This is a genomic window from Porphyromonas levii DSM 23370, assembly GCF_000379925.1.
Lineage (GTDB): Bacteria > Bacteroidota > Bacteroidia > Bacteroidales > Porphyromonadaceae > Porphyromonas_A > Porphyromonas_A levii.
Window position 1 is genome coordinate 1 of record NZ_KB904203.1, and the last position, 16,658, is coordinate 16,658.

Genomic DNA, 16,658 nt, shown 5'->3' on the forward strand with positions numbered 1-16,658 from the left:
TGACACTGTGTACAAATGTATTTCAGATAGAAGGACTTCAGATCACGATAATGAGAGTGGTGAAACATNACGAGAATGGTCATCACCTCACTGTCTGACATCTTGAACTTTCTATTTCTCCTTGTCTTTGCCTGCCCGTTTTCGATCGAATGAGCTGTCATTGCCTGATCAAACATTTTGGAGAAATCATCTATAATGCAAAAAACTTCGACTATATTTGTGAACATAAAAGTGGTGTTTTGTTTGTTTATCTTCTTGATTATCAACTATAAAGATACAGATAATTCACCACTTTTCCTAATATAATCACCTCTATTTTAGTCCATTAGAGCAAATTTTTGCCTCTCGTTTTTGTCTCTTTTCTTAGGTCGAACTCACGTTAATATAGATACCTATGCTTAATCCCGACCAGATCGTATTGGGCACGGGAGGAATAGAAGAATAACAACTTGGCATTTTTTCCTCCGCAAAATTAATGAATTACCGCAAGGATTATCCATCTTTCGGAAGCTAATTATAGTGGATATTGCTATGCAAAGAGGTAACATACAAAGCGCTTAGACTGAGGACAGCGGGAGTAACCCTTTGGTACGGAAGCAAGCCTAAATACCTAAGGCAACGCTGTAGTTTACTTTCATGCATCAAACTCTATTAATCTAGCTCGAAGTGAAGAGCCCTATAATTCATGAACAATAGCGCAATTCCATTTGGGTACTCCCGTGAGCGAAGAAAGTTTCTCCTGCGAGGGACTGGAGTTTCTCCCCTGAGGGACTGGAGTTTCTCCCTTGAGGGACTTAAGTCCCTCAGGGGAGGGAAAAATGGAAGACTAGGTACTACACACCTCCCGAAGCCCAACAACCGAAAACGACACAAGCAAGGTGCAACACATACCTTTGGTACTTAGCGAAATATTGGTATCTTTGCAAGCCGATTATTATCAAGAGAGAAGTATTGGCTTGGACTTGGTTCGGGTACCCACTCCTAACAAATACAAGGAGTCGATTAGCACTCACGCCCTTACCGTTGGCTAAGTAGTTCACTTCCAGTTTGATTGTAAAACAAAATAACAAAGTAAATAATAGTGGATACTTTGAGTTATAAGACCATTTCTGCTAACAAGGCAACTGCGCAGAAGGAATGGGTAGTAGTGGATGCTACAGGACATTCACTAGGTCGTTTGGCTAGTGAGGTAGCTAAGATTCTAAGAGGCAAGCACAAGGCTAGCTTCACTCCTCACGTAGACTGTGGCGACAACGTGATCATTATCAATGCCGAGAAGGCAGTACTTACTGGTACCAAGTGGACCGAGCGCAAGTACCTCAGCTACTCTCTCTACCCTGGTGGTCAGAAGGAGATGAGCCCAGAGCGTATGGTGAAGGTTCGCGGTTGGGACGCGCTCTACCGCAAGGTAGTAAAGGGTATGCTACCAAAGAATAAGCTCAGCGCACAGCTACTCAAGAACCTCTATATCTATGAGGGTGCAGAGCACAAGCACGAGGCACAGCAGCCACGTACTATCGAAATCAAAACCAGATAAGTAGAAAGAACAAGACATGGAAATTATCAATGCTTTAGGCAGAAGAAAAGCGGCTGTAGCACGTGTCTATCTACGTGCTGGTAGCGGTAAGATCACTATCAATGGCAAGGAGATTGAGGGTTATTTCCCTAATCCACTCCTACAGTTCGTAGTACGTCAGCCACTCGCTAAGCTAGGTGTAGAAGGCAACTACGACATCAAGATCAACCTTAAGGGCGGTGGCTATACCGGTCAGAGCGAGGCAGCTCGCCTAGGTATCGCTCGCGCACTAGTCAAGATCAACCCAGAGGATAAGGCTGCACTCAAGGCAGAGGGCTTCATGACTCGCGACTCACGTTCTGTAGAGCGTAAGAAGCCAGGTCAGCCAGGTGCACGTCGTAGATTCCAGTTCTCTAAGCGTTAATCGCTGGTACTGGTACTCGGCAAGAGATACTCGTTTAGATTCTAAGCTCGGAAGATGGTTCATGCACTCTGCATAGCCCTACTTCCGAAGCTGGGTTCAAGACGATTGAGGAACTAAACAATTAAAAAGAAAGAAAAAAAAGAAATGTCTACAAAGGTAACATTTGATCAGCTCCTAGAGGCTGGATCGCACTTCGGTCACCTCACCCGTAGGTGGAACCCTGCTATGGCTCCTTACATCTTTATGGAGCGCAATGGCATTCATATCATCGACCTCCACAAGACTGTGGCTAAGGTAGAGGAAGCTGCAGAGGCTATCAAGAAGATGGCTCAGCAGGGCAAGACCATCCTATTCGTAGGTACTAAGAAGCAGGCTAAGGATGTCATCGCAGAGCACATGAAGGAAGCAGGTATGCCATACGTAACCGAGCGCTGGCCCGGTGGTATGCTCACCAACTTCCCTACTATCCGCAAGACTGTAAGCAAGATGGACAGCATCGATAAGATGATGACCGATGGCACATTTGAGAACCTCTCTAAGCGCGAGAAGCTACAGATCACTCGTCAGCGTGAGAAGCTAGAGACCAACTTCGGTTCTATCAAGAACATGAAGGCAATCCCTTCTGCTATCTTCGTAGTAGACGTATGCAACGAGCATATCGCTATCCGCGAGGCACTTCGCCTAGGTATTCCAATCTTCGCTATGTGCGATACCAATGCCAACCCTAAGGATATCGACTTCGTAATCCCAGCTAACGACGATGCAACTACATCTATTGATGTTATCGTAGGTGCAATGGCTGAGGCAATCAAGGAAGGCTCTATGGAGCGTAAGATTGCTGTAGCCGATGAGAGAGCAGCAGCTCAGCAGGCTGAAGGTGAGGGCGAAGGCGAAGGTCGTCGCCGTGGTGGCAAGGGCGTTCGTCGCGAGCGCATCAAGCGTGAGGACAACGATGCCATGAACGCTCGTCTTGCTGGCAAGTTCGCTAGTGAGGACGAAGACGAGAAGTAAGCTAGGCACAGTAGGCAATACCAAATGGATATAGCAATAAAGAGCTAAGGAATTTGGATGCACAAGGATAAAGCACCTTTTTGCCCTACTGGAGCGATACTCCTTGGGACAAGGAGGTGCTTTCAAGTTTGATTTGTAACACACATATATATAGGAAAGAATTATGGCAGTATCAATGCAAGACATCAAGCACCTACGTGACCTCACTGGTGCGGGTATGATGGACGTAAAAAAGGCTCTTGAAGAGGCAGCTGGCGACCAGGAGAAAGCAATGGAGATTCTCCGCAAGAAGGGTCAGGCTATCGCAGCTAAGCGCTCTGACCGTGAGGCATCTGAGGGATGCGTACTTACGCATGCAGAGAATGGCGTAGCTACGATGGTAGCACTCAAGTGCGAGACCGACTTCGTAGCTAAGAACGAGGACTTTATCAAGCTTACTCAGGAGATCCTAGACAAGGCGGTAGCAGAGAAGCCAGCTAATCTTGAGGCACTACTCTCACTTCAGATCAATGGTCTCACTATTGAGGCTCATATCACTGAGCGCTCTGGTGTAACTGGTGAGAAGATGGAGATTGGCTCATACGAGCAGTTCACCGCTCCTGTAGTTTCATCTTACGTACACGCTGGTAACAAACTAGGAGTAATTGTAGGCTTCAATGAGGCTGTCAACGAGGAGTTTGCTAAGGAGATTGCGATGCAGATCGCTTCTATGAACCCAGTAGCAGTAGACGAGGCTGGTGTACCAGAGAACATCAAGCAGCAGGAGCTTCAGATTGCTATGGATAAGGCTCGTGAGGCAGGTAAGCCAGAGAACCTACTAGAGCGTATCGCTCAGGGTAGCCTAGAGAAGTACTACAAGGAGAATACCCTCCTAAAGCAGGAGTTCGTATTCGCCGAGGATAAGAAGAATGTAGGAGATGCACTAAAGGCAGCGTCTAAGACCCTTAGCGTAACTACCTTCAAGCGCTTCAACCTCAACCAAGACTAATCCAGTCTCTTATACTGAGATAGACAGTAAGGCAGGTAAGCCAAACGGCTTGCTTGCCTTTACTTTATTTTCAATACAGCCGCCATGCCAAGAGCTCTGTATTGGAGATTAGGAAATTATTAGTACTTTTGCACAATAGGGCAATAATAAGGTTGAGTGAACAAACTTGGAGGTATGCAGAACGGTAGAGAACAACAAGGGTTACTCCAGAGGATAGATCAGATGATGGAGGAGCTGCAGTTACTACGTCGGGAGGTCGCTGACTTACTCGTGCGAGAGACGGAGGCAAATGCAAAAGCGGCGTCTGCGACAACCGCAACTAAGGTCGCCGTTGCTGCCCGTGAGAAGACTGCCGCAGAGCTGGAGTCTCTAGCGAAGTCCAACCCCTCCCTTTCAGGGATTTCTAGCCTTGAAGAGCTTAATACGCTCGACTTTGTGAGAGGAGAAGAGCAACCTATGGAGGCACCTAGCGAGGAGCCAATATTGGATTTCATAGCGAAAACTCATCCTGAAGCGAAGATAGACGAACTATTTGTAGCGCGTGGCTCAGAGGAAGTATTGGAGTCGGCTTTCGAGCCTGCACTTCACTTCGACCTCATTGACAACCTTACGATTGCTGACAAGTACCTTTTTGCCAACGAACTTTTCTTTGGCAATCAGGCAGACCTCATAGAAATGCTTGAGGAGGTAGAGAGAATGAGTAGCTGGAGCCAGGTGGAGCACTACCTATATGACGTACGTGGCTTTGGGAAAGACGAAGAGTCGGCAAAGTTGCTAGCGACTTTCATACAGGAACACGGCCGATAAAGGTATGCCACATCCACTCGTAGTCATACCTACACCGGTAGGCAATCTGGAGGATATTACGCTCCGTGCCATTCGACTACTGAAAGAAGCAGATATCGTCTATGCCGAGGATACACGTACTACAGCGAGGGTCTTTCAAGAATATGAGATAACAACCCCATTACGAAGTTTTCATATTCATAATGAACACAACATGGCTACGGAGGTAGCCAACCGAGTGGAGCAAGGCGAAAGAGTAGCTTTGGTATCGGACGCTGGCACACCTGGGATATCGGATCCGGGCTTTATGGCGGTACGGGCTTGCCTTGAGAGAGCTTTGGAAGTAACCTGCTTGCCAGGGGCAACAGCGTTTGTCCCCGCACTAGTGGCATCGGGGCTTCCAAGTGAACGTTTCTTCTTCGAGGGCTTTCTCCCGAATAAGAAAGGACGCCAGAGCCGAATTGAGGGACTATTAGAGCGGGAGGTGACGACTATTTTTTACGAATCGCCTAAGCGACTAGTAAAACTACTGGGGGAGATAAAGGAAATACTGGGAGAGGAGAGAGTAGTGGCAGTAGCTCGAGAGATAAGCAAACGTTACGAGGAGTTTCAGAGAGGTAGCGTAGCAGAGGTACTGACCTACTATAGTGAGCATGAACCATTAGGAGAAATAGTGGTGTTGGTCGCTCCTAAGACTAAGGAGGAGCGGGTGCACCAAAACAAGTATAAGAACAATTTTAAAGAAAATTGAACATGAAACGTATCATAACATTAGTGGCCGTCACTTCGACTATGGTATTGGGCTTTACCGCCTGTGATGGTAAAGGGTCTTCGTATAGCAAGCTACAAGCAAGCTACGACTCTCTATTGGTACAAAACACTCGCAGCCAGCAAGAGCTAGAGGGTGTACTCGGGCTCATCATGGATGTGGAGACTGAGATAAACAAGGTAAATGCAGCGGAGAACAAACTTCGTATGGGACAGGCCAGAGGAGAGTTCTCCGAGAACGATCGTCAGCAATTGCTCGACGACATTCGCTCTATGACCTCTTCTCTAGAGGAGAGCAAGAGTGAGCTAGCGAAGAAGCTCGATGAGCTAAAGAAGAAGGATATCAATATCAGTAGCCTCAATAAGAAGATTAGCCAGTTACAGCAGCAAATAGTGCAGAAGGAGAATACCATTGCCCAAATGACTGCTGCACTTGCATCTCGCGACTCTTTGATAAACGTACAAGGCGCTCAGATTAGTGACCTAAACGAGACCAAGGGGATGCAGGAGACAACTATTGCGCTTCAGGATCGCACCATTGCGAGCCAAGACAAGCGTCTCCACACTGCCTACTACTGCTTCGGCACCAATGCCGAGCTTAAGGAGCAGGGTATCATCAAGGGTGGTGGTCTATTTAGCCGCACAGAGGTACTCCCTGAGGGTTACAACAAAGACTACATGATGCGCATCGACATCCGTGAGGTAGACGAGATTCCTCTATTCGCACCTAAGGCGAAGCTCCTCACAGACCACCCAAGTAGCTCATACGAGCTCATCAAGGACGGTAATAAGAACCTTATCCTCAAGATTAAAAATACTGAGAGCTTCTGGAGTCGTGGTAAGAACCTTGTAGTAGAGGTTATCTTGTAGTGTACAAGACCATACTGATAGACCTAGACGATACGCTCTGGGCTACCCAGCAAAACAATAAAGAGGCAATCCACGAGCTCTACCACTCTGAGGGGTGGAGCAGTGGATATGCCTCTTTTGATGATTTCTGGCAGCAGTACTACCCCAACAATGAGGAGCTATGGCGGCTCTACCGCCATGGAGCTATCACCAAGCACGAGCTTACACTGCGGCGCTTTACCCAACCGCTTGTAGGGTTCAGATCCTACAGTGAGGACGAGATACTAGAGCTCAACAAGCACTTTCTGCACCTCTCCTCACATAAGACCGGTCTTATTGATGGTGCTATTGAACTACTGAAATACCTCAAGACGCTCTACCAAGTGGTGATCATTTCCAATGGTTTCATAGAGGTGCAGCACTGTAAGCTGGAGGTATCGGGGCTAGCGCCCTACATTGACCAGGTCGTACTGAGCGAACAGATAGGAGTCAGTAAGCCCTACAAAGAGATATTTGACTACGCTCTGAGTAAGACCCATACACGCCGAGACGAAGCCATCATGGTAGGCGATAGTTGGGATGCCGATATCCAAGGGGCACAGAATGCCAAGTTGCCAAGTATATGGTTCAACCCATCGAACCTTCCTATGCCCCAAGCAGAACTACGCTACCCTGTACAGGTAGCCACTCACTTATCTGATATTCCATCACAACTCTGGAGATAAACGAATGAAGAGACATATACTACCCCTATGCATAGGAGCACTCTTCCTAATAGCTAGTGCTACACCGGTTAAGGAAGGAGAGCCAGTGACACCCGACCAAGAGACGGTGTCCGTAGACAGTTGTTGCCTCCTCTACGAAGGCTTAGGTCTTGAGGGGAAGATAAATGAAGAGATATTCCGTACCGCCTTCAGTGGATACCAACAGATAGAAGGGCGCAAGCGCGATGTCCTCACCCTTATTGACTTCACCAAGCCTTCCAATGAGAAAAGGCTCTATGTGATAGACATGAAACAGAAGAAACTCCTCTTCGAGAGCGTAGTTGCCCACGGACGAGGGAGCGGAGAGCTCTATGCTACCACCTTCTCCAATAAACCCAATAGCCACCAAAGCTCCCTGGGCTTTTACCTGACAGCCGAAACCTACCAAGGCAATAACGGCTACTCGCTTCGTCTCGATGGACTAGAGAGTGGGCTCAACGACAATGCTCGCTCACGTGCGATAGTAATCCACGGCGCTAGATACGCTAATCCTACGGTATGCCATGGCGGGAATAGACTAGGGCGGAGCTTCGGTTGCCCTGCCCTCCCTGAGGCACTAAATAAGCCTATCATCGACGCTATCAAAGGCGGGAGCCTACTCTTCATCTACGCCGAAGACCCTACCTACCTCGCTAAGAGTCGGCTCATAGAGCCCCATACCACCTCTACCGCTTCATGACCTTCCTTTACGTAGCTCTTGGTGGTGGCATTGGCGCAGTAGCGCGCTACTGCGTCTCGCTACTACTCGCACAGCATACCAATGCTCCTTCTTGGGGAAGCACCTTACTAGTCAATATTGTCGGTAGTCTACTCATCGGGCTATTCTACGGCTATCTACAGCGACATGGCTTGGGTAATAGCCTTTGGAGCCTACTTCTTATCACAGGCTTCTGCGGTGGCTTCACCACCTTTAGCACCTTTAGCCTCGATCTCTTCCGAGTGCTATCTGAGGGGCAATACCTCACCGCTTTCCTCTACCCCCTACTCTCCGTGGTGCTCTCCTTTGCGGCATTAACACTAGGGTTACTAGCCACTAAGTAAAGAAGAAGCCAGTACATACAGATAAAGACGGCTACGCAGTCCCTTCTTGGGTGCTGCGTAGCCGTCTTTTATTGAATAGGGAAAGAGGGCCTTACTCCTCAGCATCCTCTACATCATGAGCTGCGATAAGTGCTTCCTGAATATCGCCAGGTACCAACTCATAGCTAGCAAACGCCATAGTGAAAGAAGCGCGTCCACCAGTAAGCGAACTTAGTGCCGTAGAGTAGCTAGATAGCTCTTTTAGAGGCACCTTTGCCTTAAGCTCCTCATAGTCGGCTTGGCTCTCCATACCCATGATGATACCACGCCTACCCTGCATGTCGCTCATTACATCGCCCATATAATCGGCAGGCACAGCCACCGTCACATCATATACAGGCTCCAACACCTTAGGAGCAGCGTTGCGGAACGCCTCACTAAAGGCATTACGTCCAGCCAACATGAAGGAGACCTCATTACTATCTACAGGGTGCATCTTACCATCATATACAATGACACGTACATCACGAGCATACGATCCAGTAAGTGGTCCTTGCTCCATACGAGACATAATACCCTTCAAGATAGCAGGCATAAAGCGGGCATCGATACTACCACCCACAATACTATTCACAAAGACGAGCTTACCGCCCCAGTCTAGTTGGATTTCCTGAGTATCCTTAGCATTGATCTTGTACTCCTGTCCGCCAAACTTATAGCTACTCTGCAGCGGCATACCCTCTACATAAGGCTCCACAATAAGGTGCACTTCACCGAACTGCCCAGCGCCACCCGATTGCTTCTTGTGGCGGTAGTCTGCCCTCGCCATCTTAGTAATCGTCTCACGGTAAGGGATACGAGGTTCTACAAATTCTATCTGTATCTTATCATTGTGCTCCAAACGCCACTTCAGCGTACGTAGGTGGAACTCTCCCTGACCATGCACAATCAATTGTCTCAGCTCCTTACTATGCTCAATAATCCAAGTAGGATCCTCGGAGTGCATACGGTGGAGTGCCTCAGTCATCTTCTCCGACTCCGACTCATTCACTGCCTTAATAGCACGACGGAACTTAGGTGCAGGATACTCGATAGCAGGGTAAGTATAGGTGCAATCCTTAGCATTTAGGGCATTGCCAACCCGTACATCCTTCATCTTTACCACAGCGCCAATGTCACCAGCGTGCATCTCAGAAATCTTCTCGCGATTAGCGCCCTGAGGGACAAAGAACTGTGTGATACGCTCCTTAGACTCATTCCTATCCAGATTAATCAGATCCATACCCTCTGTAAGGGTACCGCTCACTACCTTGAAGTAGTCTACCTGACCGATATGGGGCTCCATTGCACTCTTGAAGAAATAGAGGCTCACAGGTGCAGAGCTATCCGCCTCTACCTTAATATCACCATTAGCAACAAACGGAGGCAGTAAGTCTGTTGTAGGTACCACATTGCCGAGGAACTCCATCGTCCTCCGCACACACATATCCTTAGCCGCGCTCACGCAGAATACCGGATACATATCTCTATTGATGAGACCTTGGCGAATACCGGCACGCATCTCATCTTCAGAAAGTGTACCAGCTTCGAAGAACTTCTCCATCAGTACCTCATCATTTTCGGCAGCAGCCTCCACTAGTGCTTGGTGGTACTCCATTGCCTTATCCATCAGCTCGGCAGGGATTTCCAGCACTTCAGGCTTACCGCCATTAGGACCCCACTGATAGAGCTTCATCTTCAGTACATCCACCACTTGGTTAAATGCACTACCCGAATTTACAGGGAATTGTACTGCTACCACCTTGGTACCGTAGTGGTCTTGTAGCTGAGCATAGCAGCTATCGAAGTCTGCCTTCTCGTGATCCAGCTGATTGACGATATAGATTACTGGTTTTTTGAACTTACGGGTATATCTAAACTGATTGATAGTACCCACCTCTAGTCCATACTGGGCATTGATCACCATCAGCGCACAGTCCGTTACGTGCAATGCACTCACGGTAGCCCCTACGAAGTCGTCCGACCCTGGACAGTCTATAAAATTGAGTTTCTTATCTTGCCACGGTACAGAGAAGATGGTAGAAAATACTGAGTACCCGTAATCCTTCTCCACTGGGAAATAATCACTTACTGTATTACCTGCCTCTACTGTACCGCGGCGTTGGATAGCGCCTGCCTCATAGAGCATCGCCTCAGCAAGAGTGGTCTTGCCCGACCTGGAGCTACCAAGGAGGGCGATGTTCCTAATCTCATTTGTTTGATATACCTTCATGTCTTCAGTCTTTAGTGGTTTGTTATTCGTTTTGTTTTCTCTGCATATCAATTATCGAGCTAAGTAGCCAATCGCTACCGGTTCCTAGCTTCGATTGCCCAAGTTACAGAATTATTACGAAATAGACAACATCCCTTCCCATTTTTTGTACTTCCGCTCTAAAAATCATTATATGTAGTTCATCCGCCTATCCTATCATACATCGAAGGAAAACGTAGTCAATGCGAATAAAAGGATTGATTACGTTCTCCCTTTTTTGAAGACCCTAATGCACCCTTTGCGACTAAGGCGAGCAACGAAATTTATTCCTAGGAATAAATATTTTTATTTGTACAGATAAATAAATTTATTCCTAGGAATAAATTTCGTTGCTCAGGCGAGACAAAACGGGCGCTCGCCTGAGCCGTTTTCAAGGGTATATAGAGAGAAGCGCATCGAGTTAATTTACAGGAAGATGCGAAAAACGAAGAATAAGCTAGACCTCAAGACACAAATCTCATGCTACACCGAATCCGACACACTAGTCTTTAGGACTTCTCTTCCAGTCACAAGGGAGTCTCCTGCAGGCACTATAGGGGGAAAATTGGTATATTTACCGAGTTATTATGGCGAGGTCTATTCCTTGCCGACTTTGGGATATGGAAAAAGGATTAGTTATGAATATAAAGAGGGCAGCGTGGACAGCGTTTATTCTTCTGAGCGCAATACCATTAGCAGCACAAGATAAGCTCTCCAAAGATGAGGTGGTGAGCAATCGTCTCTTCTCGAGAGCGCTCCAAGTATCAGGGGCGCCAATGCAATCGGAGCGCTTTAACCACCTGTGGATGGCCTATTTAGTGGATCCGTCCCAGCCCGCAGTCCTTGAGGACTTGGCGCCACTCATCACCTACGTAGACCGTAAATGGGGATTTCAAGTAATGGAGGAGAGCTTCCGCCTCTCTGGCTATGACTACCAGACAGGCATGGGGCTCTTACGCCAAGCTCTTTACTATAAAGAGTGGGAACAGGCTGAGCGCGTTGCCGATAAGCTCTTAGAGCTCAAGCCCAATGATAAGCTCCTAATCCGTACGCTTATATCGGTCTATGAGGAGTCGGGACAAGTAGAAAAAGCGCTCGCTACAATACAGAAAATACAGGGTGACGAACGAGATGTCGCAGTTATATTTAAGGAGTCACAAATGCTCCTTCAACTCCACAGGGAAGTAGAGGCAGAGCAATTACTGGAGACCTACCTAGCAGTTCACCCAGGTGAGCCTATAGCCGCAGTGATGCTGGTAAGTATCTATGCCGATGCCGGCAAGGAAGAGAAGGCTTTGGCTCTACTCGAAAAAGCTCAAAAGCTTAGCCCAGAAAACATCCAGCTCTCGGAGCTCTTTGTAAGCATCAATGCCAACCTAGGGCGCAATGAAGCAATCAAGTCGGAGATTCTACGTATCGCTACCCTCGAAGGCGGTGACCCCGTGGGCGCCCAACAGCTCCTATCTAGTGCGAGGAGTATGACGAATAACCTCACTGCCCTACTCCCTACCCTAATAGAGATAGAGCAAGAACTGCAGAAGATTTACCCCGAAGTGGATCAGCTGGTACTTGCCGAAGCCAATGATCACTTCCTCCTTTCCGACAGTATCAAGGGCGAGAAACTACTGATGAAGTTGGTGGAGAACGGGACTCAACTCCCTTCGCCCTACTACTACTTTATCGAGCGCTATGCCTCGGTAGAGGATTCAGTAGGACTGCGCAAGGTTACGGATAAGGGGCTGAAGGCTATCCCTACAGACGGACTCGTGCACCTCTATTCTGCCCTTCTAGATATCAATAATGGCGACACCATCTCAAGTAATAAACGCATCCAGAAAGCGCTAAAGGTGGTACCAGAGGAAGATCGCTTCTATGGGCAATTAGCTCTTATGGGAGCAGAACTAGCCATGGAGTACGATAAAGATTGGGAGCGTGCGGTGAAGTACTTTGAAATAGCCGTGGCTAAGGGCATCCCTTCAGCATACAACAACTATGCCTATGCTCTGACTACCCATGGCACACCCGAAGACCTCAATAGAGCAGAGGAGATGGCCAGTGAAGCGGTGAAGAATGATAGTGAAAACTCATCGTTCCTAGACACTTACGCTTGGATACTTTACCTCAAGAAGGCATATCCTCTAGCACGCATCTACATGGAGCGTGCTCTGGAGAAGGCAGAAGCACCCGATGCCCTTTACTTCCAGCACTACGCCGATATCCTGACAGCTCTCGGGGAGTACGATAAGGCACTAGAAGCGCTGCGCATGGCTCTAGAGAATGGCGGAGAGGTGGCGACAATCGAGGGAATGATTAAGAAGATAAAGGAGGCACAAAATGAGGAGAAGTAGATATATCTCGGTACTATGCCTAGTGCTCACCATAGGTCTCGCTAGCTGTGGCACCTCTATGAGAAGCATATCCACAGTAGGTAGCGGACAGCTTACCCAAAGGCAGTTTATCCAAGCCTACAAGGCGATGACGGAGTACCCTATCATCAATGCCAAGGGAGCTATCTCTCTGTATGTCGACTATGGAGAAAAGGAGCTTAACCTCTCTGGTATAGGTATGCGGTGGTATCTCGAGCGTGATAAGGGTTTCGAAGTATCGGTACGCCCGCTCTCCTTTATGGAAGCTGGCAGACTCTCCGTAGCTCAGGATGAGGTACTGCTCGTGGACAGGATGAACCAAATGTACTACCACCAGCGAGGCGTCCGTCGTAACCTAGGGAGCCTTGTCTCCTCTGTAGGGCTCGATCTCAAGATGGTAGAGTCAGCGATACAGCACCGTCCCTTTGGGTTTGTAGAGAGTGGTGCCTCAGCACTCGAGCGGATGCGCTTCACCCGTAATGAGGGCGGATACACGTTTAAGGACGAGCTTCGCCCTGGTGGCAATAGCATTACCCACCACTTTGATGCGGGACTCAACCTAGTATCCACCTCGGTAGTGATCCCAGGCAAAGGAGAGGCTCTAATGACCTATTCCGACTTTGTCACCGTAGGCGAGCGGAAGGGGATGCGCCCTATCCCCTCTACAATTCAGATGGAGGTAAAGAGCACAGGAGCATCTGCAAAACACGCGATGATACACTTCTCGCTTGAGCGTATAGATACGACAAAAGCACAGGAGGTCTCTACGACTCCTCCAAGTGGCTACAATAATGTGACGCTAGAGGATATCATCAATATTCTGAGCAAATTATGAAAGGACTTTGGAGATGGATAATCGTAGCACTACTTCTGGGGGCTATGCCTCTAGGGGTTGCTGCACAGCAGAAGTCAAAAGAGGTACAAAGACTGGAGGAGAGGCGCAAGAAGCTGCAAGCCGAGATAGCTCGGGTAGATAAGGAGCTACAGCGTACCGCTTCGTCCGTAAAGGAGCAGCTACAGCAACTCACGCTCCTAGAAGGGCAGATAAAGTCGCGCCAAGGGGTGATTGATGCTTTGGGCAGTGAGATAAAGGCGACCGACCATAGGCTCTACCAGCTAGAGCAGGAGATTACAAAGCTACAAGCACAGTTCGATAAAAGGCAAGAGGCTTATGTGGAGTCGCTAAGGGCGCTACAGCGGGGAAGTAGCGTGAAGGATCAGTTGCTCTTTATACTGGCAGCAGAGGACTTCGCCCAAGGACTACGAAGGGCAAGGTACCTCAAGGAGTATGCCACTTGGCAGAGACAGGAGGGCTTGAAGCTAAAGGAGCTTCGCCAGAAGCTGGATAAGCAGAAGACCGAACTAGAACTACAGCGCCAGCAAAAAGCTACGCTACTGCAGGATAGAGAGCAGGAGCAAAGAAGCATAGAGGCTGATAAATCGAAGGTAGCCACTAAGGTTAAGGCTCTGAAGGGGCAAGAAGGGAAACTCAGGAAGGAACTAGCCAATCAGCAAAGAAAGGCTCAGGCGCTCAATAGACAGATAGAGGCACAAATCGCCAAGGAGATACGCGAGGCGGAGGAGGCTAGGCGCAAAGCTGAAGCAGCCCAACAGACTAAGGCGCCAAAGCGCAAGGCAGCGACAAAGGGGGGCTATGCGATGACGGCAGAGGAGACAAAGCTCTCCGCCAACTTCGCAGACAACAGAGGGAAGCTCCCTTGGCCAATCTCAGGAAGCGGACACGTGGTAGGGCACTACGGAGTACAACAACATTCTGGGCTTCGCCATGTGCAAGTACAGAATAATGGGATCGATATCCAAGGGGCTAGTGGCGCTGAAGCTAGGGCTGTATTTGATGGTGTAGTAACCACAATATTTGCGCTGGAGGGCTACAATAATAGTGTGATTGTGCGCCATGGTAATTACCTCACGGTCTATAGCAATCTCACGAGTGTATATGTAACTAAAGGTAGTAAGGTGAAGACAGGACAGGCACTTGGTAAGATATATGCCGATCCAGACAGAGGAGGGATAACGCAATTACATTTCCAAGTATGGAAGGAGCGTACCAAACTTAACCCCGAGCAATGGATTAGAAGATGAAATTATACCACTCTATAGATGAGCTTCCCCAAGGGAATAAACTTGTAGCGACCTTGGGGTTATTCGACGGGGTGCACTTAGGGCATCAGCACTTGGTGCGCGCAACACGAGATATGGCACGTGAGTTTGGTGCGGAGAGCCTAGTTATTACTATGGCTGAGCACCCTTTGTCGGTGCTGCGTCCCGATACCCCCCAACCCCGTACACTCATCTCCCTCCACCAGAAAATCGATCAGCTGAAACGGTTGGGCATAGACCACCTATTGGTTCTACCCTTTACCCGAGAGCTCTCTCAGTTATCGGCAGAGGAGTTTATCCGCCCTCTTATCTCAGCAGGTCTAGAAGGCATGATGCTGGGGTACGACAATCGATTTGGCAAACGGATAGAAGGGGAGGTGCGAGAGGGCTTTGACGCTCGCTTGGAAGCTTTAGGGCTTACAATCCGTAGGGTGGAACCCTTTATGGTGGAGGGCGAGACGGTAAGCTCTTCTCGTATTAGAGCGCTCATAGCCAATGCCAACTTTGAGGAAGCGGAGCGCCTATTCGGCAGACCTTATAGCATAGTAGGCATGGTGCAAACGGGACGACAGATAGGGCGGACAATCGGCTACCCTACTGCCAATATAGTACCCCACGACGATAAGGTAACACTACCCGAAGTGGGGGTTTATATCTCGGAGGTGAAGCGAGGTAATCAGGTATTCCCTGCAATGTCTTACTACGGCTCCACCCCTACCATAATCCCTAATGGAGCAGTGCACTATAGGATTGAGGCGTACTTATTTGGGTTCAAGGGGAACTTATATGAGGAGGAGCTAGAGATTGCCTTTAGGCGCTTTCTCCGCCCCGACCAGAAGTTTGAAGGACTGGAAGCACTAGAAGCTCAGCTCAAAAGAGATGCTGAATCCACGCTTCACTTCTTTAGGACACATCCCTTGGCATTATGAAAAGGATAGACGTTCGGGCGGCAGTTAGGAGTAAGTACAAGGGCTGGGTTCCCGAGTGTGCGCTAAAGAGATTGGAGCGACTAGTACATGAGGACGAACTCAATAAGATGATGGAGCTGCAGGAGGAGGTGGATGGCGTATCTATGGGGCATCGCATCATGGATTACCTCGGTATCTCTTGCGAAATCATCGGCTCAGAGCGACTCCCTGCACCTCACGAACGGACCTTATTTGTCAGCAACCACCCCTTAGGTGGGGTAGATGGTATCATCTACTGCGCTATGCTTGGGGATATATACGATGGACGACTAAAGATTCCTGTAAATGATGTCTTGATGTCGGTCTACCAGTTTGGAGATATCTTCTTACCGGTGAATAAATATGGCAAGCAAGCGCGGAGCTCGATACGCCAAATCAATGAAGCTCTGGCTAGCGAAGATCAGGTGCTCACCTTTGCTTCGGGCATGGTAAGTAGAACCAATAATAAGGGGGAAGTATACGACCTCGATTGGCAACCTAGTTTTATCCGAATGGCGAAGCAAAGTAACCGCAGCGTGACCCCACTATTCTTCGAAGGAGAGAATAGCCCTCGCTTTTATAAGTGGGCTAGAAGACGAATCAAGGCAGGGCTAAAGTTTCCACTAGAACTTATCTTGCTGCCCGACGAGATGTTTAGATCCAAGGGCAAGCACTTTAAGATTATCGTAGGAGAGCCAATGGCACCTGAGGAGTTGCCGCTAGATCATGGGGCTGAGTACGCCAATAAACTTAGAGATAGCCTCTACGATTTCCCCGAGAGGTATAGATAAATAAGATGTTGAACGAG

Annotated in this window: 16 protein-coding genes and 1 pseudogene; 15 read left to right on the forward strand and 2 right to left on the reverse strand. The window is 48.5% G+C overall.

Translation table 11 applies throughout. The annotated features are described in order from the left end of the window. Window positions 1–227 (reverse strand): annotated as a pseudogene (locus tag A3GG_RS13805) (IS982 family transposase); the annotation flags it as partial. Between the two features lie 854 nt (window positions 228–1,081). On the opposite strand from A3GG_RS13805, the gene rplM reads away from it, so the two are divergent. The 10 genes from rplM (at window position 1,082) to crcB (ending at window position 8,147) form a co-directional block, all read left to right on the forward strand. Continuing rightward, window positions 1,082–1,537, forward strand: a complete 456-nt coding sequence (gene rplM / locus A3GG_RS0100010) for a 50S ribosomal protein L13 (protein ID WP_018357292.1) — start codon at window positions 1,082–1,084, stop codon at window positions 1,535–1,537. Window positions 1,538–1,553: 16 nt separating this feature from the next. Then, window positions 1,554–1,940, forward strand: a complete 387-nt coding sequence (rpsI, locus tag A3GG_RS0100015; protein ID WP_018357293.1) for a 30S ribosomal protein S9 — start codon at window positions 1,554–1,556, stop codon at window positions 1,938–1,940. A gap of 144 nt (window positions 1,941–2,084) precedes the next feature. Then, complete coding sequence (rpsB, locus tag A3GG_RS0100020) at window positions 2,085–2,951, forward strand: 30S ribosomal protein S2 (protein ID WP_018357294.1); 867 nt, start codon at window positions 2,085–2,087, stop codon at window positions 2,949–2,951. Window positions 2,952–3,114: 163 nt separating this feature from the next. Beyond that, window positions 3,115–3,939 carry a translation elongation factor Ts gene (gene tsf, locus A3GG_RS0100025; protein WP_018357295.1) on the forward strand — a complete coding sequence of 275 codons (825 nt, stop codon included), beginning with the start codon at window positions 3,115–3,117 and terminating at the stop codon, window positions 3,937–3,939. A 174-nt stretch (window positions 3,940–4,113) separates the two neighbouring features. Next, the gene (locus A3GG_RS0100030) at window positions 4,114–4,746 is read left to right on the forward strand and encodes a hypothetical protein (protein WP_018357296.1); all 633 of its coding nucleotides are present in this window, start codon (window positions 4,114–4,116) and stop codon (window positions 4,744–4,746) included. Window positions 4,747–4,750: 4 nt separating this feature from the next. Continuing rightward, window positions 4,751–5,476, forward strand: coding sequence for a 16S rRNA (cytidine(1402)-2'-O)-methyltransferase (gene rsmI / locus A3GG_RS0100035; RefSeq protein WP_018357297.1), 726 nt, complete (start codon window positions 4,751–4,753; stop codon window positions 5,474–5,476). A gap of 2 nt (window positions 5,477–5,478) precedes the next feature. Further along, window positions 5,479–6,363, forward strand: coding sequence for a Cbp1 family collagen-binding glycoprotein adhesin (locus tag A3GG_RS0100040; protein WP_018357298.1), 885 nt, complete (start codon window positions 5,479–5,481; stop codon window positions 6,361–6,363). Then, complete coding sequence (locus A3GG_RS0100045; protein WP_018357299.1) at window positions 6,363–7,067, forward strand: YjjG family noncanonical pyrimidine nucleotidase; 705 nt, start codon at window positions 6,363–6,365, stop codon at window positions 7,065–7,067. Before A3GG_RS0100040 ends, A3GG_RS0100045 begins: the two co-directional genes overlap by 1 nt. A 4-nt stretch (window positions 7,068–7,071) precedes the next feature. Continuing rightward, the gene (locus A3GG_RS0100050; protein ID WP_018357300.1) at window positions 7,072–7,785 is read left to right on the forward strand and encodes a murein L,D-transpeptidase catalytic domain family protein; all 714 of its coding nucleotides are present in this window, start codon (window positions 7,072–7,074) and stop codon (window positions 7,783–7,785) included. After that, window positions 7,782–8,147 carry a fluoride efflux transporter CrcB gene (gene crcB, locus A3GG_RS0100055; RefSeq protein ID WP_018357301.1) on the forward strand — a complete coding sequence of 122 codons (366 nt, stop codon included), beginning with the start codon at window positions 7,782–7,784 and terminating at the stop codon, window positions 8,145–8,147. Before A3GG_RS0100050 ends, crcB begins: the two co-directional genes overlap by 4 nt. A gap of 91 nt (window positions 8,148–8,238) precedes the next feature. On the opposite strand, the gene A3GG_RS0100060 is transcribed toward crcB, so the two are convergent. Then, on the reverse strand, window positions 8,239–10,398 hold the full coding sequence (locus A3GG_RS0100060; protein ID WP_018357302.1) for an elongation factor G: 2,160 nt from the start codon (window positions 10,396–10,398) through the stop codon (window positions 8,239–8,241). Window positions 10,399–11,054: 656 nt separating this feature from the next. On the opposite strand from A3GG_RS0100060, the gene A3GG_RS0100065 reads away from it, so the two are divergent. From A3GG_RS0100065 to glsA, 5 genes are read left to right on the forward strand one after another with little or no spacing between them, the layout of a single operon-like run. Next, on the forward strand, window positions 11,055–12,764 hold the full coding sequence (locus A3GG_RS0100065; RefSeq protein WP_018357303.1) for a tetratricopeptide repeat protein: 1,710 nt from the start codon (window positions 11,055–11,057) through the stop codon (window positions 12,762–12,764). Further along, entirely contained in the window at window positions 12,751–13,617 is an 867-nt protein-coding gene (locus A3GG_RS0100070; RefSeq protein ID WP_018357304.1) for a DUF4292 domain-containing protein, read from the forward strand. The genes A3GG_RS0100065 and A3GG_RS0100070 overlap by 14 nt, the downstream gene beginning before the upstream one ends. After that, window positions 13,614–14,885, forward strand: coding sequence for a murein hydrolase activator EnvC family protein (locus tag A3GG_RS0100075; RefSeq protein ID WP_018357305.1), 1,272 nt, complete (start codon window positions 13,614–13,616; stop codon window positions 14,883–14,885). The genes A3GG_RS0100070 and A3GG_RS0100075 overlap by 4 nt, the downstream gene beginning before the upstream one ends. Further along, window positions 14,882–15,832 carry a riboflavin biosynthesis protein RibF gene (gene ribF, locus A3GG_RS0100080; RefSeq protein WP_018357306.1) on the forward strand — a complete coding sequence of 317 codons (951 nt, stop codon included), beginning with the start codon at window positions 14,882–14,884 and terminating at the stop codon, window positions 15,830–15,832. The genes A3GG_RS0100075 and ribF overlap by 4 nt, the downstream gene beginning before the upstream one ends. Beyond that, complete coding sequence (gene glsA / locus A3GG_RS0100085; protein WP_018357307.1) at window positions 15,829–16,641, forward strand: 1-acyl-sn-glycerol-3-phosphate acyltransferase; 813 nt, start codon at window positions 15,829–15,831, stop codon at window positions 16,639–16,641. The genes ribF and glsA overlap by 4 nt, the downstream gene beginning before the upstream one ends. The last annotated feature ends 17 nt before the right edge of the window (window positions 16,642–16,658 follow it).